We start from the raw sequence: 21,261 nt of genomic DNA on the forward strand, positions 1-21,261 counted from the left end.
CCCACGCATCCGCCAAAGCACGCAGATGATCCTCATTCGCATCCGGCCACTCCTCACCGGACAACACCTGGAACAACGTACGCACCTCATCAGGCACCATCATGGCCATCGGAGAACTCCTGTACCGGTGGGAGATGGCGTCGTCGCCCGCGCACCGCGGCGCGGGCACCTGCCCGCACCACGGCCGCGGACCTCCGCGGGGTTCACGCCGCAGGGGTTCCGGCGCACGGCGTCCTCCGCCAGGCGCGGGGTGGGGAAGTCCCCAGGGGGAAAGCCCTCGGAGGAGTCGGGTACACCCGCCAACCACGAGGGAGCGCTCCACCGATTCCCGCAGCGGGAGCGGCGATCCTGGGCCACCGAACACCGATCCCCGGAGGAGAACGATGACCGCCGCGCGCTTGCCCCACGAGAAGGACACCACCCTCCTCGTCCGCACGGATTTCTCGGACGAGGACACGTGGCACGCCCTGCTGGAGATCGTCACCGACCCGTGGGTGGAGGGCTCCTCGGCGAACCTGCGCGTCCTGGACGACCCGGCGTACCGCGACGCACCGGCGGAACAGCTCACCGCCGACGCCCCCGAGTGGTCCATGGTCTTCATCGCGGACCGGGAGGCGCTCACCCACCCCGAACACCCGCTCCTCGTGGTCCACACGACCGACGAGGGGCGTGAGCGGCTGCGCGTCGTCCCACGCGAGCTGTGGTCGGTCGAGAACAACATCTCCATCTCGAACATGGATTGGGAGGACTTCGCCGACGCGGTGGACGAGGACGGCGTCTTCCGGGGCTTCTGACGCGCCCCTGCGGGCTGCACGACCACGACGCGGCAGCGGACCCCGCCCACCCGGACCGAGGGGGCGGGGTCCGCTGCCGCGTCCGGCGGTCATCCCCGCCCGCCCGCGGCCGGGGCCGGGATGTCCTCGGGCAGCAACAGGCACAGGTCGTTGACGGTGGGGTCGGCCAGTTGCCGCATGCGGCGGGCGTGTCGGGTCACCGCCTCGTCCAGGACCTGTCGGGCGTAGCGGCCGTTGCCGAACGACTCGCCGCGCGGTGCGGCGGTGAAGTGCGCCCGCAGCGCCGCCACGGTGGCCCCGTTGCACTCGTAGCCGGCTGCGTGCGCGTGCTGGTTCATGATGGTCACCAACTCGTCCGGCGTGTAGTTGGCGAACCGGACGCGGTGGGAGAACCGGGACGACAGACCGGGGTTGGCGGCCAGGAAGCCGTCCATCTCGCGCTGGTAGCCCGCGGCGATCACCACGACCTCGTCCCGGTGGTCCTCCATCAGCTTCACCAGCGTGTCGATCGCCTCCCGGCCGAAGTCCTGCCCGCCGCCCTGGGCCGCGGACAGGGTGTACGCCTCGTCGATGAACAGCACCCCGCCGCGGGCCCGGTCGAACGCCTCGGTGGTGCGGCGCGCGGTGTGGCCGACGTACTCGCCGACCAGGTCCGCGCGGCTGACCTCGGTGACCTGTCCCTGGGCGAGCGCGCCGAGCGCGGTCAGCAGCGAGCCGTACAGGCGGGCCACGGTGGTCTTGCCGGTGCCCGGCGGCCCGGCGAAGATCAGGTGGCGGCTCAACGACGGCACGGGCAGCCCGGCGGCCTGCCGCTGCCGGGCCGAGGCCAGCAGGTCCACCATGCCGGCGACCTCGCGCTTGACCTCGTCCAGGCCCACCAGCCCGCGCAGCCTGCCGAGCAGCTCCTCGACGCGCTCCTCGTCCACGCGCCCCGCGCCCGCGCCGACCGCCGAGCCGGGCAGCGGCCCCAGGTCCTCGGGCAGCAGTCGGGTCAGCGCCACGGCGGTGGCCGTGTCGTCCTCCGCCAGCCGGTACGCCTGGCGGCCGATCATCTCCTCGAACACCTTGCGCGCGGTGCGGCCGTTGCCGAAGGCGGCGTCGCGCGGGAGGTTGGTGAAGTAGGTGTGCAGGGCGGCGCGGGTCTCGAACTCCAACCGGTACTGGTTGCCCGAGCACAGTCCCTCCACGATGGTCACCAGCTCGGCCGAGGAGTAGTCGGTGAACTCGATGGTGCGGGAGAAGCGGGACGCCAGGCCGGGGTTCGCGGCCAGGAACGAGCGCATGTCGTTGGTGTAGCCGGCGACGATGACCACCACGTCGTCGCGGTGGTCCTCCATGAGCTTGACCAGCGTGTCGATCGCCTCGCGGCCGAAGTCGGGGCCGTTGCCGCCGGTCGGCGCGGCCAGTGTGTACGCCTCGTCGATGAACAGCACCCCGCCGAGCGCGGCTTCGAAGCGCTCGGTGGTCTTCAGCGCCGTCCCACCGATGACCGAGGCCACCAGGTCCGCGCGCGAGACCTCCACGAGCTGACCGGTGCGCAGCACGCCCAGCGCGGTCAGGATGCGGCCGTACAAGCGGGCGACGGTGGTCTTGCCGGTGCCCGGCGAGCCCGCGAACACCAGGTGCCTGCCCATCGGCGGCGACGGCAGGCCCGCCGCGGCGCGGCGCTCGGCCATCTGGTGCAGGCGGACCAGGGTCTCCACCTCGCGCTTGACGCCCGCCAGCCCGACCAGGGAGTCCAGCTCGGCCAGCAGTGCCTCCAGGTCGGCGTTCCCGGGGCGGCCCGCGTTCCCCGGGCGGCTCCCGGCCGCGGGGCCGTCGCCGGTCCCGGGGCGGTCCCGCGGCGCGGCGCGCTCCCGCTCCACCGCCGGGCGCGGCGCGGCGGGTGGCGCGTCGTCCAGCACACCCCGCAGGTCGGTGCCGCGGTTGCGCTCGACGCGACAACCCCTGACCCGCACCGGCTCGTCGGTCAGCACCGCGACGCCGTCACCCAGGTTGTCGACCACCTCGCAGCCGACCAGCTCGCCGGAGGCGCCGGTCTCCCACCGCGCGCCCGTCGCGCAACCGCGCACCGAGCCACCGGAGACCACCAGCCGCGCTCCGCCACGCGCCACCAGGCCGGCGCCGGAGGTGTCGGACACGTGGGTGTCCGACACCTCGACCTCGGCCCCGCCCTCGGCGACCACGCCCGCGTCCGACCCGCCCACCACGGCGCACCGGGTCAGCACCGCCCGGCCCGCGTCCGCGACCAGCACCCCGTCGTGGCCCGAGCCCCGGAACTCGCAGTCGGTCAGCGTGATCGAGGCGCCCTCGACCACGTGCACCGCGTACCCGCCGGCGGCGTCCACCACGACCCGTTCGAGCACCGCGGACGCACCCTGCACGACCACCACGCCCTGGGCGGCCGTGCGCTCCACGCGGCAGTCGCGCAGCACCGGTTCCGAGCCCGCTCCCACCAGCAGCGCCACTCCGTCCACATCGGACACGGTGGTGCCGGTGGCGGTGAGCCCGCTGTCGGCTTCCAAAACGATCGCGCTGCCGCCGATGCGCTCCACGCGGCAGTCCTCCAGCACGCCGGTGGAGCGATCGGCGACCAGCACCGCTCCGCGCGCGTCGGCGATGACGCAGTCCACCAGCCTCGGCGTGCCGCCGGCCCGGGCCACGACGGCGGTGGTGGCGATGGAGGTCAGCGAGCAGCCCTGCAGCTCCGCCAGGCCGCCGTCGAACGCCAGCAGGCCGGCGCCGGCGTCGTTGCCGATCCGGCAGTCCCGGGCCCGCAGCTCCGCGCCGCGCCGGACCGCGACCGCGACCCCGGACCCGGCGGACACCACGCACTCCTCGGCGTGCAGCACGCCGCCCGCCAGGTCCACCGCGACCTCGCCACCGCTGTGCACGAGCACGATGCCGGAGATGGTGGCGCGCTCGGCGCTCAGCCGCAGCACCGGGTCGCCGGTGGACTCGATGCGCACCTCGCCCGCGGCGCCCGCGCCGGACAGGGTGATCTCCCGGTCCAGCAGCACCGCCTCGGTGTAGGTGCCGGGGCGCACCGACACCACGTCCCCGTCGCCGGCGGCGGCGATCGCGTCGCTGATGGTGCGGAAGCAGTCCGGCTCGGTCGGTGACACGCCCAACACCGAGCGGACGCCGCTCACCCGGCCCGCCACAGCGGTCCCTCCTCGCGGGCGGGGGTCAGCGCGGCGCGCACGCGGTGTCGCTCCACGTGGGTCAGCGGGCGGTGCGCCGGGTTCGCGGCGGCGTGCCGGGCCAGCTCCGGGTCCGGGGCCACCAGGTGGCGGTCCAGGTAGTAGTGCGAGGCGTCGGACCACACCCACGCGCCGTCCGAGCGCAGGTCGGCGCGCACCGCGCCGGAGGCGCCGGACAGCACGTCGTCGAGCGCGCCCGGCACCGGCAGGACGACCTCCCCGCCCGCGAGGAAGTCCAGCAGCCGCTGCCGCTCGTCCGCCTCGACCAGCAGTTCCCGGGACGGGCTGAAGTAGGGGCCCTTCGTGGGCGAGGAGCCGTCGAAGGCGCGGGCGATCCGCACGGGCGCGGCCGGCTCGGCGTTCCACAGCAGCGTGGCGGCGGTCAGCGCCGCCTCGTGGTAGGCGGGCAGCACGGCGTCCGGGCCGAACACCTCGACGCGGGGCGACCGCTCGCCGCGCGCGGTCAGCGCCCGCTGCGCCACCGCGGTGATCACGGGCAGGTCGGCGCCCGGCTGGGCCTGGATCAGGTACACCCCCTCGGTCCCGCCGCGCACGGCTCGCCAGCAGGCCGTCACCGGTTGCGCCGCGACCGCCCGGACCACCGCCCGGTCGGTGTCGTCGCACGGGTCGCGGGGAGGGGTGAACCGGTGTGCGGGGCGGGCGGGGTCGGGGCGGGCGTCGGCCTCGGGCAGTGCGGCGCACAGGCGGTCGAGCTGGTCCTGGTCGCCGTCGGCCAGCGCCTCGCGGGCTACCGCCAGCCAGCCGTCGGGCACGCGACCCGCGAGGGCGAGCAGCCGGGTGTGCGGATCGGTCACTGTGGGCTCCTTCCGTGGTCCGGGGGCAGGTGTCACGCCGCGGGCAGGTCGCCGAACCACGGCGAGCCACCCCCGGCTTCGTGCGTCGGGGAGTCGGGGGTGGCGTCGTCGGGCACGGCGGGTCGAGCGGCGGCGGCGGCGCGCAGCCTGGTCAGCGCCTGTTCCTCCGGGGTGCCCTCCTCGGCGAGCAGCACCCGCCGCCCGCCCTCCTCCACGGCCAGCACCCGCAGCCGGGTGTGCGCGGGGAGCAGCACGTCGTCGCGGCGGTCCGCGTCGAGCAGGCCGTCGAGGCGGCGGGCGGTGGTGGTCCAGATCAGCGCCTCGACCCCCGGCACGCGCCGGTCGGGTGAAGCCGCCACGGCCGGCACCGGGACCCGCGGGCTCAGCACCTGCCCCACCACGTGCCCACGACCGGGTGGCAACCCGCGCAGCACCACGGCGCGCGCGGTGGGCAAGGCGCGCAGCCCCGACGCCAGGCAGGTGTGGAAGTCCAGGTCGTGGTCGCCGGCCGGGTCGAGGGCGAAGATCCGCACCACGGCCAGCTCCGCGGCCAAGGCGTTGCCATCGGCGCCGCGCAGGCCGGGTCGCTCGGCGAGCAGCCTCGCGACCGCTCGACCGGCCACGTCGTAGCGGGTGCCCAGGGCGGCGCGCACCCTGGCGCGCTGCTCCGCGGTGCTGCGCGCGTCCGCCGGGACGGAGATCGGCGCTCGGGGCGCGACGGGCTGCACGGGCGCGACGGCCTGCGCGGGTTCATCTCGCGGCGGGGTGAGGGGCGTGAGGTCGCCGGGCGCGACCGGTCCGGGGGCGACCGGTCCGGGGACGACCGGTCCGGGGACGACCGGTCCGGGGACGACCGGTCCGGGGACAACCGGCTCAGGAGCGACCGCTCCGAGGGCAACCGCTCCGGGGACAACCGCTCCGGGCGCGACCGGCTCAGGGGCGACCGGCTCCGGTCCCGAGAGGACGGGCACGTCCCGCGACTGCTCCGCCGCGGGCACCGGGGTGGCCGGTCCCGGTGCCGCGGGCCGGGTCGAACTCCGCTGCTCCGGCTCGGCGGGGCGACCCGGCGCGGCGGGCGCCGGCGCGCTCGTTCCCGCGGCGGTGGGCGGCGGTGGGGCGGTCCGCGGGCTGGGCGGCGCGATGACGGTCGCGAGGGCGGTGGGCAGAGCGGTCCTCGGGGCTCCCGCCGCCGCCCGGGTCGACCGGGTCGGCGGCACCTGGTGCACCTGAGGCTCGGGCAGCCCCACCACCGGCTCGTTCCCGACGACCTCCACGGGCTCGACCGGCCGGTCCGGTCGTACCCTCGACCGGCTCCCGGCGGCCCAGGCGGCAGATGCCTCCGCTTGCTCGCGCGGCTCCTCCGCCGCCTTCAGGTCCTCCTCGGTGAACAACGCGATCGGCGCCGGGGCCGAGAGGAGCGGCACGGCCGGCAGCACGCGCCCGTCGGCGGTGACCACGACGCCGGGTCCGCAGTGGTCCGGCAGCTCGGCCAGCCGGGCGACCGCCTTCTCCGCGAACCGCGAGACGGGCACCACCCTCAGGTGTCGTCGCGCGTCGGCAGGCAGGTCGCGCACCAGGTCGTCCAGCGCCGCCACCACGTCCTCGGGCACGTCCTCCCGAGCCGCGACCACCAGGTCCGCGGTGGGACCGGTGCGGCCCGACCACGCCGGCTCGACCGGGAGGTCGTCCGGCCGGGCGACCAGCCCGCGCGGCACCACGTCCAGCCGCCACCCCTCGGCGAGCCGGTAGGCGGCGGGCGCGATCAGGCGCATCGACGCCACGGGCGCGAGCCAGCGGTCCACCACCGGCGCCGCGCCGGGCAGGTGCGCGCTCTCCAGGGCGAACGGCCGCCAGGTGGGGTCGCCCCGCTCGTCGAGGTGCGCGGGGCCCTCCGGACCGGGGACGCCGTGCAACGCCCGCACCGGCCCGCCCAACTCGTCGGCGAGCGCCTGGGCGAGGTCGCAGCCGTAGCAGGCCAGCACCGCGCGGTCACGGGCCTCCCCCGGCAGCGCGCGCAGCACGTTCGCCACGGCGGCCGGCTCGGGCGCGGGTTCGCCGGGGGCGCCCACGACGACCACCAGCCGCTCGGGGTCGGGGCTCAGGGTGCGCAGCGGGTCGTCGGCGCGGTCGTCCCCGCCGGGGGCGCGCAGCCACAGGCCGAGGGGGATCTGCTCCCCCGGTCCGCCGGGCAGCAGCTCCTGCCACCACGGGGCGGGGTGACGGGGGCCGCTGCGCCGGCCCGTCGCGCCGGGGCGGTAGGCGACCCACCCCGCGCCGGGACCTGAGACGAACACGCTGCCGCCCGACAGGCGCACCAGCGCGTTGTCCGGAGCGACGACCTCCACGCCGAGGCGTTCGGCGAGCAGGCGCGCGGGCGGCACCTCACCGGCCGGCCCGGCGGCCCCCGCGTGCGGGGCGAGCAGCCGCAGGCTGCCCGCCACCTGCTCGTCGAGGTCCGCGACCACCCAGGGGTCCAGCCGCGCCAGCGCCTCGACGGCCGAGGCCCCGACGACCACCGCCGTGCGCCGCCGCTCGGGAGCCAAGGCGGCGGCGAGGTCGGCCGCGTCGCGGTCGCGCCCCGGCGCGGCGACCAGCAGGGCGCACCCCACGCGCTCCACGGTGATCACGTCTTCCACCGCGTCCTCCTTCCCTTGCCCTCACCGCTGACACGGTCAGAGCCAGGTCGGGAGTTCATTCACGGTCGTGGGCAGGGGGCGGCCCCTGGGCGGGAACCGCAGCTCCCGCGGCTCCTCCGCGTCCGACCCGATCACCAGCGCGATCACGTCCAGGCGCAGCACCGCCGCCAGGTCCGCCGCCAACGCCGCGGTCACCACCGCGCCGACCAGCCGCGCACCGCCCGCGCCCGGCACCAGGCGGCCCGGCGTGCCCCGCGGCGACACCTCGCCCCCGGCGGCCACCTCCAGCCGCATCCGGTGCACGTCGACCTCCCGGTGGTGCAGCACCAACCCGGCCAGCCGCTCCCGCTCCACCACGGCGCGATCCGGCCCCAGCAGCTCGATGGCGTGCCGGGACGCCTGAATGCGCGCCTCCAGGAAGTCCAGGTAGGACGACCAGTCGGGATCGGCCGACGACACCGCCTCCCCGTGCCGGGCCACCACGTCCGCTCCCAGCTCCGCGGGCGCCGAGGGCGGGATCGACGGCTCACCGTCGATGAACTCGCCGTTCGCGTCCAGCGGGACGGCGTAGAGCCGGTCGGTGCCTGCCGGGACGGCGTCGGGGGTCGCCGGCCGCGTCGTGCCGGCCTGCACGTCCACCAAGGAGACCACGCCGTGGTCGTTGACGACCTCCCACTCGTGCCCGTGGTCGGCGCCCCTCTCGTAAGCGGTGACCGCGGCGACGGAGCCGTGCCCGCCGCGCACCACCCGGTCGACCACCTCGGTGAACGCCCCCACCCCGCTGCCCAGGAACTCCGGCGCGCGAGAGGGGGTGTCACCCGAGCGGGAGTCCGGCACCGCATGGGTCGGCGGCGGGACGGACACCGTGGACACCGGGGACAGGTTCGCCAGGTCCGCCAGGACGGATGAATCGGCCAGGGAGGACACGTCCGACGCGCCGTCGTCCCAGGCGTCGTCCGGTCCGGTCCTGCTGCCACTCGGTCCGGCCTCCGACGACGACGCCGCGTCGCGTGAACCGCCACCGACGGCGGGCGACTCCGGCTCGGGCCGCGCGCCTCCGGCCAGGGTGGTGCGCCGCGTGCCCAGCTCACCCGCCAGCTGGTGCGCCCGGCTCGCCGCCGCCTCCTTGCCGTGGTGGTGCAGCTCGTCCGCCACGATGATGTAGACGTCGTCCACCACAGCGCGGAGCCGCGCCTGCTCGGGCGTGGGATCACCGATCACCAGGGGGACGCGGTGGTAACCACTGGCGATGAACGCCGCCCGTTCGAGCAGGGCGTCGTAGTACTTCGCCGACCGCTTCCCCAGCCTGGCGTACGCCCTGGCGGCCTCGGCCGCCAGCCCCGGCACCCCGTGGTCCACCCCGGGCGCCCCCACTTCCGACCGCTCGGCACCGACCACGTCGGCGGACCACCCGTCGACGTGCGGGTCGGCTTCGTCGAACTCGCCGCCCTCGGGGTCGTGCTCGGAGTCCGACTCCGAATCCGACCCCCAGGCCGACCACGCCGACCGGGGCTCAGGGTCGGGAGTCGGCGCGTCCGGCCGCACCTCTCCGCGGTCCGACCCGGACCACGGCGTCCGCCCCGCGATCTCGGCCGCCAACCCGCCCAGGTCCGCCCAGTCGCCGTTCTCGGACCCCCCGTTCTCCGACCCACCGTCCTCCGAGCCCTCGTAGTCCGAACCCGACCAGGGCGTCCGGGCCGCGATCTCGGCCGCCACCCGGTCCAGTCCCGGCCGGTCGTCCAGCGGGAACACCAGCTCGTCGTCCACGTCGGAGCCGTCGTAGTCCGAGTCCGGCAACACCGATTCCGGTGACGCGGATCGGGGCTCGGGCTGGACCGGTCGCCGGGCCGGCCCCTCACCGGGTCCCTCCGGGAGCACGATCTTCACCCGCACCTGCCGGCGGGCGGCGTCCGCTTCGGGCTTGCCGAACGTGAACTCCCGCCCGTGGGAGACCGGCACCACGCGGATGCTGTCGGGCGCGAGCGGCTGCCCGGGGTGCCCGGCCAGCTGCCGCGCCACCTCCGCTGCCACCCATGCCGCCACCACGTCGGCGCGCTTCCGCCCGGTCTCCCTGGCGTGCAGCAGCGAGTTCCCGGAGCCGTGCACGTGGATCTCCGGCAACCGCAACCCGTTGTGGCGCCGCCACATCGCGGCGGCCACGGCGTTCTTCACGACTCCCTTGAGCCGGTTGGCGTCCACCACGTCGAGCGCCTGCCGCCCCGACGCCACGCCGTCCGGGTCGAGGGTCTTGAGGGCGTCCGCCTCGATCGTCGACTCGCCCACGCCGCGGTGCGAGACGGCGACCACGGTCAACGGGTTGACCACCTTCGTCGGCAGGTCCGGCCGGTCGACGCGGCCCCAGCGGTCGAAGAACGTCTCGCCGGGCGCCCGGCCGTACTGGGCGAGGAACCACATGCGTCCCAGCGAGGGCAGGTTCTCCTGGCCCGAGAGGAGGGTGATGGCCTCGCGGACACCCAGCATCGCGTGTTCCAGGGCGAGGTCGGCGTACTGCCTCTCAGCGCCCCGCACGTTCTCGTCGTCGAGCAGCGCGCGCTGTCGCCGGATGACCTCCAGGTTCTCCACCAGCACCTGCTGCCCGCGGGACATGTCCTCGGTCCTGAAGGACTCGGGGTCGTCGCGGTACTTGTCGAGGTTGAGCTCGATCAGGCCGTCGAGCAACTTCCTGCGGCCGAAGCCCTGGCCCACCGCCTCGATGGTGACCTGGGCCCGGTCGTCGGCACTGGTCACCACCACACCGCCGAAGTGGTGGTTCCACACGGCGTCCTGCTGCACGGGCCCGGCGGCGGAGCGGGCGTGGTCGAGACCGTAGTTCGCCCCGGGCCGGCCCTGTTCGTCGACAGCGGGGACCGCGATGGACTGGATGATGTACGCCTCGCCCGGCTTCGCCCACGCGTGCTGGTTGACGCCCAACCGCTCGGCAGCCGCGTCCAGCCGGGAGCGCTCGGCCGTGCCGGTCCTCAGGGCGGTGCCGTACTCCGCGCCGGGCCTGGGGGCCGAGCCCGGGTTCGCGGTGGACGTGGCGGCTGCCACGTCCTGCGGCGCGAGGAGGCCCGGGGCTGCCCCGTGCCCGACCTTCGCCAGCACGTCGGCCAACTGGTGGGTGCCGTGGTACTCCCCCATCTCCTTGCGGGTCTGCCCCAGGGCCGGCAGGGTCGAGTCGCCCTGCGGGCGCAGCACGACCTGCTGGTGCTTGTCGCCGATCACCTGCGCTGAGAACTCGCTGGGCACACCGGCGGGAGCGGACTTGAAGTGCGGCTGCACCATCAGCAGCTTCTTCCCGTCCCGGCGAAGCACGTTGCCCGGCACGGTCCTCAGCTCCACCTTGCTGCCGACGTCCCCGAGCCGGGTGTTGGCATCGGCCACCACGTCGGCCGTCGCGTAGAACTCCTTGAAGTGCCCGTCGCGGTCGGCCTGCGGCACGGCCAGCGTCCCGTCCGCGGAGAACACCACCGGTGGTTTCTCCGGGGTCGTCCGCGCCACCTCCGCGAGCATCGCGGGGAAGTCGTCGCCCGACCTGATCGCCGCCTCGTAGGCGTGCCGGGTGAACGGCGGCACGGTGCCGTCGCTGCTGATCCGGTAATCGCGCGTGGCGGGCTGCCAACCGGAGGGCGCGCCGGGACGCGGTTCGAAGAAGACGACGTGCTTGTCCGACGGCGCCACGTCCGCGTCCGGGGTGACGTCCGGGTCGAAGGTGACCACGAAGTCCTCCGGGGAGAGCAGCCCTTCCCGATCGCCGTGGAACTCACCCGTGGGCCGCGCGGCGGCCCGTTCCGCGCTGCGGCTCGGCCCGGCCTCCGACGACGTCCCGACGCGGGGAGCCCGACCCATCGCGCTCGCGGCGCCGCGGGGCGCCGCGCCTCCGGCGAGAGTGGTGCGCCGCATGTCCAGCTCGCGCGCCAACCGGGCCGCCTCGTCGCGCGCCGCCTGCACCCCGTCCTGGGTGTCCGGGTCCAGCTCGGGGTCCACCTCCCGGCTGTGCAGCACGTGCGTCACGACGGCGTGGACGTCGTCGGCGACGGCACGCAGTCGTGCCTGCTCCGGCGAAGGCGTGCCGAGCGTCATGGGCGTCGCGAGGTAACCGCTGGCGATGGTCGCCGCCAGGTCGGACAGGCCCTCGTACCGCCCCTCCGGCAGCTTCCCCAGCTTGGCGCGCGCCTCGGCGGCCCGGTGGGCCAGTGCCGACCGCGCGGAGGCCACCTCCGGCGAACGAGCCGACGACGGGTGCCCGTCCGGGGGCGGCGGTTCCGCGGCGTCCGTCTCGGGGATTCGCGTGGGCGGGCCGTCCCACCGGGGGGTGGTGAAGACCGGCGCCGGTTGCGCGGAGTCCGTCCCCCGGGTCCGTCCGGGCGGACCGTCCCACCCGGGATCGGCGAAGACCAGCGAGGGCCGCCGGCCGGGGCTGAAGCGGATCAGCGGCTCCGAGTCCCGGGCGTCCTGCCGGTGGCGGCCGACGATGTCGTCGAAGATCCGCTGCTGGAAGGAGCCCTGCGGCTGCCAGTACATGTGCGCGCCGTGCTGCACTCCGCTGCTGCGCCTGACCAGCAACCACGAGGCCAGCTCGTAGTCGGTGCCGCTGAGCCGCCTGCCGTCGTGGAGGCGCATGTCGAACACGTCGTGGTCGCCGGTGATCGGCTTGTACCCGGTCGAGGTGTTCATCTCGACGGTGCCGTTGTCCCGGTCGACCCGGAACGTGCCCGCCGCCTCCAACCGGTCGATGTCGGCGCGCAGCTCCGCGTACTCGTGCTCGCGGTTGCGGTAGCGCTCCTGCACCTGTGCGTGCAGCTCGGGGGGGACCGTCGAGAGGTCGGGCCGCGCCGGAGCGAAGTAGCCGACCAGGCCGACCGCGTCCGGGGACGCGCCCAGGTAGGTGTCCAGCTCGTTGATCGTCTTGGCCTTGATCTCCACCGGCTTCGGCACGGCGCCCCGCTCCAGCCACCGCACCGAGTGGGGGTTGGTCGGCCGGACGTCGTAGGTGATGTTGAACCGGTCGGCCATGCTCTGGAACCGCCTCTGGTTGACCTCCGGCATCCCGTACTCCTGTCGCATCCGCCGAGGCGTCAGGGAATCGGTGTCGGCGGGCCGGGGCGAGTCCCAGTCCTCGCGCAGGGACTCGGGGCGGATCGCGGGGGCCACCTTGGCGTCCAGCTCGTCGAACAGATCCTCCACGAACGTGTCGGACACCACCTCCACCGCGCCGATGGCGGGCGGCACGTCCGACCCCGCCACCGGTGCGGCAGCCGTGCTGCGCGAGCTCCGCCCCACCACACGTGGACCGGGGTCGGGGCTCGCGCCACCGGCCAACGTGGTGCGTTGCGTACCCAGTTCGCGGGCCAGGTCGCGCGCCACGTTCCGCGCCACCTGGTCGTTCCCGGTGTGCAGCGCGTGCGCCACGATCACGTAGACGTCGTCGATGACGGCCCGGAGTCGCGCCTCCTCGGGCGACATCGTCTCGATGAACAGGGGTGCCCTGTGGTAGCCGCTCGCGATGCGGACGGCCTCGCCCATCAACTGGTCGTACTGGTGCGGTGACATCTTCCCGAGGGTGTTCCGCGCCGCCCGCACCCGCTCCTGCAACGCGAGGCTCCGACCGTCCGGGCTCGGCGGCGCGGGAGTGGTGTCCCGGGCGTCATCGGCTGGGGGCTGCCGATCGGGCCGCGACAGGCCCAGCTCCTCCCGCAGGGCCGCGATGCCGCCCCCGTCGGGCACCACCCGCTCGGCCCGGGACCAGAGTTCCAGGAGCGCGTCGTCCGGGTCGGTCGTGTCGATCCCCGCGTGGGCGGCGAGGTTGAGCAGGTCTTCCCGCTCGGCGCGGGCGGGGAACGGGGTGGGCTTGGCGAGCTGGTCGAGCGCGTCGAGGACCTCCCGCTCGGCGGGACCGATCTCGTCGATCTCGAACAGGCCGAACACCCGCTCCTTCTCGGCCGCCTCCATCCCACCCGGCCTGCCGATCTCACGGCCGAGCTGGACCTGGAAGTCGTAGCCGTTGGCGGTCGCGAAGTCCGTGAGGTACGCGACCATCCCCTCGGCTTCGGCCAGGGTGGTGTTCTTCGCGGCTCGTCCGTAGAGATCACCCCAGTTCACCACGACCTTCGCGATGTTCGACCACCCGATGCCGCCGTGGACCTGGGCTTCGAAGTAGCGGCCGACCGCGGCGAAGCCGTCCTCGGTGATCTGGGCGCGGAGCTCGTCGTCGTACCGGAACCCGGTGATGTCGCCCAGGGCGAGCCGCACGTTCTCCTCGTGGCCGTGCGCGAGCAGGCCGAACAGGTGCTCGCCGTCGGTGTAGGACTCCATGCCGCCCGACCCCGTGGCCGCGCTGTCCATGGGGGTGAAGGTCGTGCGCGGGCGCACCTCCTGCTTCAGGTGCATCACGGTGGTGCCGTAGCTGTAGACGCCGCCGTGCTGGAGGCCCGAGTTCAGCGCCCCGTACGCCGGCAGTTCGTGCGGCGCGGTCGGCGCGAAGTCGGAGGTCGTGTCGTCGCGGTCGGCCGGGTCGCCGGAGGTGCGGTTCAGCACGCTCCCGTACCCCTGCTTCTCCTCCACCCAGCCACGCCCCGAGCGCAGGGGCGTGCCGAAGGTGTAGCCGGTTTCCCAGAACGTCGGGAACCTGCCGTGCGACGTGAGGTACTCCGCCGCTACCGGTGTGTGCTGTCCGGGCACGCGTGGCACGCCGGCGGGAGCCCTGGTCAGGTCGATGTTGCGCACCAGGTCCATCGTCCGCAGGTGCAGGTGCGCGGCGTCGAGGATGTCGTCCAGCGCGGCCTGGTCGTCCACCGGGTAGCGCGTGCCGGCGGTGGCGTTCAACCTGCGCAGGCGGTCCGCCGCGGCTGCCCGGTCGGCCTCGTGGGACCGCGCGCCCCGCTCGGCGGCGATCTTCAACGCGTTGCGCTGCGCGGGGGTGAGCCGGTCCCCCGCGGGATCGGTGACGGGCGCGGGGGAACCGGTGGTCCCGACCTCGTCCGGGGCGGGGGTGGTGTTCGCCGGGTCCGGTGACGACGGCGCGTCGGCGTCCCGCCCGCCGTCCGCCCCGGGATTGCGGTGCTCCACCAGCACGCCGGCCGCCTCGGCCGCCGTGGAGTGGCCGCCGTCGTAGATCCACCGGCTCAGGAGGTCGATCGCGCTCCGGTAGGCGGTCCGGGGAAGCGGCACCGACCAGCCGGCGTCGTGCAGCAGTCGCGTCGCGCGCTGCGCGAGGCCCTGGGCGACTCCGCCGGGCAGGGTTTCGAGGAGTTCCCGCGAGGTCTCCGGCAGGTGGAGGATCGCTTGAGGATCGTCGACGGGCGTGTCCACCCGGTCGGGCGGGGACACGGGCGGCGGCGAGTTCCGGCCCGCCTCGGTGCCGGGGCCTTCGGGAGCCGTCGTGACTGGGCTGTCGGCGGCGGTGCCCTCCGCGACCGGCTCGGCGCCCTCCGCGACCGGCTCGGCGAGCACGGGAGCGGCGTCGGCCTGGTCCTTCTCCGGCTCCGGTGTCCCCGGACCGGAAGGCGTCTCGCCCGATTCCACGATCACCTCGATCGGTCCCGAGCGGAACCGGTCCCGCACCCGGAAGTCCAGGTCCAGGTCGAGGACGCGGTCGCGCAGCGCGCGCTCCACCTCGGGGGTGGTGGTCGACGGACCGGCGTCCGACGCGGTGGGCGCGGCCTCTGCCCCCGGCTCGCCGGTCGGTCGGCCTTCGACCGGAGAGACGGGGTCCTCCTCCGGTGTCCGGGCTCCCGGCGGCGTGTCGGGGATGACGATCGGCCTGCCGTCGGGCCCGTGGACGCGCCCCGGTCCGGAGAGCGGCACCAGTTGCCGCCAGCCCTTCTTGGTGAGCGAGAGGCCACCGGAGCTGGGGACCACGAAGTCCCCCGCCTTCAACGCCTTGAACGCCTTGCTGAACTCGCTCTTCGTGAGGTCGAACGCGGCGAGGGTCTTCGCGTCGACGCCGGAGTCGGTCAGGGTCCGGAAGCCGCCGGAGAACGCCAGCACCCGCACCACCTTCTCGATGCCCTCCGTCGACTTGGGCACGGCCGCCCGCACCTTGGTCACCAGGTCTTCGGAGTGGATCTCCAGGATGTCCTTGACCAGTGCCTCGGGGATCGACTCGTCCTCGGAGGGCGGGGTGGTGCTGCCGTCGAGAGGTGGGCGCGGGGGCACCCCGGGGCGCTTGGCGCGCTGGGACTCGGGCGTCGGCCCGAACGAGGCCGGGTCGTTCCAGAGGTCGATCCACGGCCGCACGGCCAGGAGGACTTCGTCCGGCACGGGGGTGCTCGCCACGGCGCGCAGGCGCGCGTCCAGCCGGTGGCGCACCTCGACGAGGCGCTGCCGCTCCCGGCGCAGGTCGTCGGCCTCCCGCTCGACGCGGGTCCGCGTGTCGGGGTCCTGCTGCGCCGCCGGTTCGCCCAGCTTCCGGTCGATCGGGGCGATGAGCTTGTCCACGATCGCGTCGAAGGCGTCGCGGCGCGGGCCTTCATCCACGTGCGCCTTCGCGGTGAGCACGAGCCTGCCGAGCATGAGGTTCACCAGGGCCTGGTCGGACAGGTGGTGCAGGTTCCGCCCGTCGAGGTTGGCCGCCTCGTACTGGCCGCGCCGGTCGGCGAGGGCCTGGTCGACGTGGTTCCGCATGTTCTCGGCGATGCGGGCCGGGTCGTCGGACCAGGCGATCCCGTCGCGCCGGTCGATCAGATCGGTCGCGTCGAGCAGGTCGAACAGGTCCTGGGCGATCTTCTTGACGCTGCCCTGGTCCTTCTTGGTGCGGGTGAGGGCGGTCTTCGCCTTGTCGGCCCGGATGTCCTCCAGGCTCAGCACGTCGACGCGCGGACCGGAACCGTCCTCGCCGAGCTTGACGACCGCCGACGGACTGGTGTTCACCACCGCCATGCTCACCTCGTGGCCCAGCCAGTTGCCCGTGCCGATCGTCTGCGGGGAGACCGTCACGAACTGGTCGACCTGGCCGCCGCCCGGCAGCGGGTTGGTCTTGCTCTTGCGGGCGACCTGGTACTCCTGCTTGGCCCGCGGGACCACCGCCCTGTTGAGGTAGTCCACGACCTCGATGCCCTTGCCGGTGCCGAACTCGGTGAACCTGGGGTCGGCCGGGGTGACGCGGAAGTCCAGGTCGTTGATCGGCCGCGTGCCCCCCTGGAGACCCAGGGCGGCGCCACCGGACAGGTAGGGGAACAGGCCGTAGTCGTGCATGGCGGCGGTGAACGACCCCGCCACCTCCAGGTGGGTCCTCACCTTGACCGGCTCGGTCCTGGGGGCGTTGGTGGTCCGCTCGGGGTGGGGCGCCTCCACGTCCACTTCGCGCCGGTCGTGGATCTGCCCGTCCCGCTTGGCGTCGGCCAGCTCCTGCCGCTCCCGGCCGGAGACGACGCGCCTGTGCTCGATGGCCGACCGCAACGCGGGGAGGCCGCTGATCTGGCTGCTGCTGCGCGAGTGGGTGCTGCTGCCGTGCGACCGGGCGCTGCTGCTGCGCAACCGCTCGCCCCTGGTGCTCGGCAGCCACCTGTCGCTTTCCGCCACCGCGTCGATCGCGTCCTGGGCGGGGTTGCCGTCGGAGGTGGACGGCCTCGTCGGTCCCCCGACGCCGTCGACCGCGCCGCGCCGGCCGCCGCGCGGGAACGGGCTGCCGCCGCGTTCGTCGACGCTCCTGCTGTGCCGGTGCCCCCGGGGTCCCTTCCGGGTCTTCGGCACCACCAGGCTGTCGCCCGTTCCCGCGGACCGGCTCGGACCGGCTTCGTCCGGGTCTCGGCCCGGGAACCGGGGCTCCTTGACGTCCGCGCCCGTCGGCTCGGCGGTGACCCGGCTGTCGCCGCGTGCGGTGGTGTTCGGGTTGACCGGCTGGTCGTCGAGGCGGTCGACGTGGCTCGGCGTGATCACGTGGGGGTTGGGGCCGGTCTTGTCCAGCGACCAGAGGTCGCGGGGCTTGACCTCGGCGCCGGGCTGGTCGGCGCGAGCGCCCATGATGCCGTTGTCGTCGATGACGCGACCGGTGCCGACGACCTCGGTGGTGCCGTCGTCGTGCTCGACGACCTTGCGCTTGGACTCGTGCTGGAAGATGCTCGGGCTGTCGCCGTCCCGCTCGCGGTACCTGTCGCCGAGCCCGCCGAAGTGCCCGCCGATCTCGTGGGCGAAGTGGACGGGCTTCGCGTCGAGCGGGAGCGTCGTCTGGGTCGGCGCGGTGCCGGGCGGGGCGACGGTGACCACGCCGGTGGCGTCGGCCGGGTCGTCGGTGAACTCGACGTGGAGGTTGAGCTGGTCGCCGCGGGGCAGCGCGTAGCCCTTGTTCCAGTAGTCGGCGACGCCGTCCGCGGCGGCCTGCTTGAACGCGGTCAGGTCGTGACCGCCGGGGTTGTGCAGGTGGAGGCGGAAGGTGCGGTCCTGCACGACGGTGCCGTCGGGGAACTCGATGCGGCGGGTGTCGTAGCCGATGGGGCTGCGCCACACCTTCAGGTCGAGCTGCGGCCGGCCGTCGGGTCCGATGGTGGTCACGCTGTCGGCGGTGAGGCCGCCGGTCTCACTGAGGAAGCGGGTCGGCGGGACGCGGTCGCGGACCGCGGCGACCTGTGCGGGGTCGACCGGCGTCGGGTGCTTCGCCCAGGCCGCGTCGGGGTGGTCGAAGCCCTTGCGGCTGTGCCGCCACGACTCGTCCTCGAGGACGCGCTCGCCCTCGGTGCGCCTGGGGCTCCCGTCCTTGGGCGGGGTCAGGGTGGCGGTCTTCTTGTACTCGCCGAGCCAGTGCTGCGGTTCGGAGTCGTCGACGGTGAGCAGACGGCGGGCGCGCTCCGGCAGCACGACGGTGGTGATGTCGCCGCCAAGGACGCGTTTCGTGTCGGTCACGGTGCGGACCTGGGAGGCCAGGTCGGGGTTCTCGGCGATGAAGGTCAGCGCGGCGTTCCAGACGACGTCCGGGCGCGGGTGCTTGTTCACCGCGCCTTCGACGAAGGTCAGGTGCAGGTCGCCCTCGCGGTTGAGCAACTGCCGCACCAGCGTCTGCACGACCTTCTTCGTCAACTCGACCGTGTCGGCTCGAGAAGGTTCTGGTGTGTGACTCGAGGCGGCGGTGGGCGGCCGTACCCAACTGCCGTCGCTGTTCATCTCGATGTTCATCACACCGGGGTAGTCAGCAATACCCGCCGCATAGCCGAGTCGCACGGGAAGGGCTTCGAGGATCGTCGGGCCCGTGCGCAACATGACCGAGTTACGGTGGACGTACCCCTTCCCCCTGTCGAAGTACGTGGGGGAGATGACATCGATTCCCTCGGGGTACAAGTCCCGCTGGTTCTTGGTGTACCTGTTCCGCACCTCGTCCAGGTACATCTGGGCGAAGGGGTGGTTCTTGGGCATGACGAACGCCGAATTACCCGGGTTGCCGCCCGAGTGCCTGTGGACCGCGAACGCCTCCGGTGAGGCGACGATGTCCTCGATTTCGTCCAGGTTCTGGATGCGGTTGTCGCCGTCGGAGTAGACGCCGCCGAACCGCCGCAGGATCTCCAGGCGCAGGATGTCGCTGGCCGCGGCGTAACCAGGACCGACCTGCTTGTTCATCTCCATCAGGAAGAACTCGTGCAACCCCATCGGGGACGCGGAGTTGAACACCTCGTGGACGTTGACCAGCACGATGTTGTTGTTCTTGGCCCACTCCAGCATGTCGCGCACGTCGGCCAGCGGGTCCGGACCGCCGTTCGGGGGCGGCGGGGTGGAGCGGGCCTCGTCGAACTGATCGCGTGGCACGTCGGTCCACAGGACCAACTGCGCCGCCCCTTCGTACGCCTGGCCTGCCGCGCCGTAGTTCTCGCGGAAGTTCGCCATGGGGCCCGCGTCGCGCAGTGGACCTCCCAACCAGATGGCGTGGACGGTCATCGGCATCTCGACGACCTCGGGCAGCGGCGGCACGTCACCCGGAGCCCACGCGCTCAGTGCATCACCCGACTGGTTGCCCGGGATGACCCAGTCCTCAGCGTCCTCCAGCCTGTTCGGGTCGAGGAGGTCGGCGGTGGCAGGGGTGTCGCCAGTGATGTTCAGCGCGTTGAAGAAGGACACCGACTGACCGGTGGTCAGGGTGCTGTAGTCGTGCCCTGCCATGAAGTCCGGCGGGGGTGGGACGGTCAGCAGGCCGAACAGGTCCGTTCCCAGCAGACGGTTGTCCGCCGGCACGTCCGGTCGGTCCAGTACGGCGGCGTTCAGGTCCGCGATCAGCTCGTCGACCGAGATGCTCTCGGTGTTGGCGGCGGGGAAGCGGGGAACCTTCACCGCCGCGTCGGTCGGAGGGGTGTGCGTGCGGTCGGCCGTGGACGAGGTGGCAGCCGGCGGGGTTACGGCAGGTGTCGTGACGTGCTGACCGGCCGAAGCCGTGGCGGGGGTCCCCTCTGCTCGCTTCGACGAGGGCTCCGCAGCGGGGGCCTGCGTCTCCGCGTCGGTGGAGGGGAGGGCGTTGTTGTCCTCGACGGACTCGGTGTTGCTCTTCTGAGCGACCAGCGACGTGTCGTCGCGCGTGCGGACAGGCCGGGGTGTCGTCCGACCACCTGCCGGAGTGGTCCCCTGCTTCGTGCCGGTGCCGTCGGACGACGTGGCGGCCGGCGACGTGGTCGTGGCGGGGGGCGCGGTCGTGGCGGGAGGCGGTGTGGCGCCGGCCGGGTGGTCCTCGGGCGATCGGGTCGGGTCCGCCGCAGTTGTGGTGTCGGGGGTCTGCCCGGGTCGTTCGGAGGTCGACCGGTCGGGGGTGACCACCTGGTCGGCCCCGATCTCCCGGCCCGGTGACGGGTCCGCTCGGCCGGTGGTGTTCTCCGGCCGGCCGGACACGTCTGCCGCGGAAGCGCTGGACGGGTCCGCGCCGGTCTGGGGCGGCGTGGTGAACGGCTCCGTCGAGGGGGTCGGGGACGGATTGGTCGACGCGTCCGCAGCGGAGGTGAACGCGGGGGCGCCGGAGGTGGACGCGGCGGTCGCGGATGTGTCGAGACGGGAGGACGACGGCTCCGCGCTGCCCGGCTCTCCGACGGGCGGGGCGGTGGTCTCCTGCTGGTCGATCGCCTGGTCCCCGCTCGGGGAGGTGTCGTTCCGTCCCTCGTTCGAGGTGGCGGTGGCAGCGGCCTCCGCACCGGGGCGGGGCGTGGTAGCGGGTGTTTGGTTGCCGTTGCCGGGCTGCTGGTTGCCGTTGCCGGGCTGCTGGTTGCCGCGCGGTTGGCCCTCGGCGGTCCGGCCGTTCGGGTCCGGCGTGCTCTGAGCCGGCGCGTTCTGGACCGGGGGCACGGGCGTGACCGCCACCGGGACCGGGCTGTTGCCGGTGGTCTCGGGGGTCCCGGCGCCGTCCGGTTCCGGGCCGTCCAACGGGGCGGCGACGGGGCCGTCCGGCCCGGATTCGGGTGTGCCGGGGTACGCCGGGGGCGGACCGTCGGGGTACACGTCGACCGTCGTGTCGATGCGATCCTCGGGCAGCGGGGTTCGGGGGTCCTGGTCGTACCCCGGGGGTGGGCCGTCCGGTCCGTCGGGGTCGGTCGGACCGCCCTGGTGACCACCGGGTGGTGGGAGCAGGCCGGCATCGCCGGTGTCCTGGAACCCGCCGGTGCCACCGGCGCCGTCCGAGGTCGCCGCGGCGGTGTCGTCACCGTTCTCCTGGTCGTTCGCACCCTCCGGGCCGACCACCGGAGGCGGTGTGGTGCCGGGACCGCCCGTGGGACCACCGGCCCCGGCCAAGGCGCGACCCAGCTCGTTGCCGATGACGTTGGCCGCCCCCGACACCCCACCCGAGGTCGCCGCGTACGGATTCATCTCGAACTCGCCCTCGGTGATGTACTTGTACAACCCCTCCGTCACC

The 21,261-nt window shown here is 74.1% G+C and carries 5 protein-coding genes; 1 reads left to right on the forward strand and 4 read right to left on the reverse strand.

The window, feature by feature from the left end; translation table 11 throughout:
* Nucleotides 1–383: 383 nt before the first annotated feature.
* Entirely contained in the window at nt 384–794 is a 411-nt protein-coding gene (locus Q5530_RS37455) for a DUF6924 domain-containing protein (protein ID WP_415367685.1), read from the forward strand.
* Between the two features lie 89 nt (nt 795–883).
* Here the strand turns inward: Q5530_RS37455 and Q5530_RS37460 are convergent, their stop codons facing one another.
* Genes Q5530_RS37460 through Q5530_RS37475 form a run of 4 tightly spaced genes read right to left on the reverse strand, consistent with a single transcriptional unit; the run spans nt 884 to nt 21,248 of the window.
* Complete coding sequence (locus Q5530_RS37460) at nt 884–3,958, reverse strand: AAA family ATPase (protein ID WP_415367686.1); 3,075 nt, start codon at nt 3,956–3,958, stop codon at nt 884–886.
* Nucleotides 3,943–4,812 (reverse strand): hypothetical protein, encoded by an 870-nt coding sequence (locus Q5530_RS37465; RefSeq protein ID WP_415367688.1) that lies wholly within the window; start codon nt 4,810–4,812, stop codon nt 3,943–3,945. The genes Q5530_RS37460 and Q5530_RS37465 overlap by 16 nt, the downstream gene beginning before the upstream one ends.
* Before the next feature lie 32 nt (nt 4,813–4,844).
* Nucleotides 4,845–7,448, reverse strand: a complete 2,604-nt coding sequence (locus tag Q5530_RS37470; RefSeq protein WP_415367690.1) for a hypothetical protein — start codon at nt 7,446–7,448, stop codon at nt 4,845–4,847.
* A gap of 36 nt (nt 7,449–7,484) precedes the next feature.
* Nucleotides 7,485–21,248: a toxin glutamine deamidase domain-containing protein gene (locus Q5530_RS37475; RefSeq protein WP_415367692.1), complete on the reverse strand. Its 13,764-nt coding sequence runs from the start codon at nt 21,246–21,248 to the stop codon at nt 7,485–7,487.
* Nucleotides 21,249–21,261 lie beyond the last annotated feature (13 nt).

The organism is Saccharothrix sp. BKS2, assembly GCF_047689505.1.
GTDB lineage: Bacteria > Actinomycetota > Actinomycetes > Mycobacteriales > Pseudonocardiaceae > Actinosynnema > Actinosynnema lopnurensis.

What these genes read in the sequence shown, in the direction of transcription:
- Q5530_RS37455 (WP_415367685.1), top strand. Translation starts at nt 384, where the DNA reads ATGACCGCCGCGCGCTTGCCCCACGAGAAGGACACCACCCTCCTCGTC.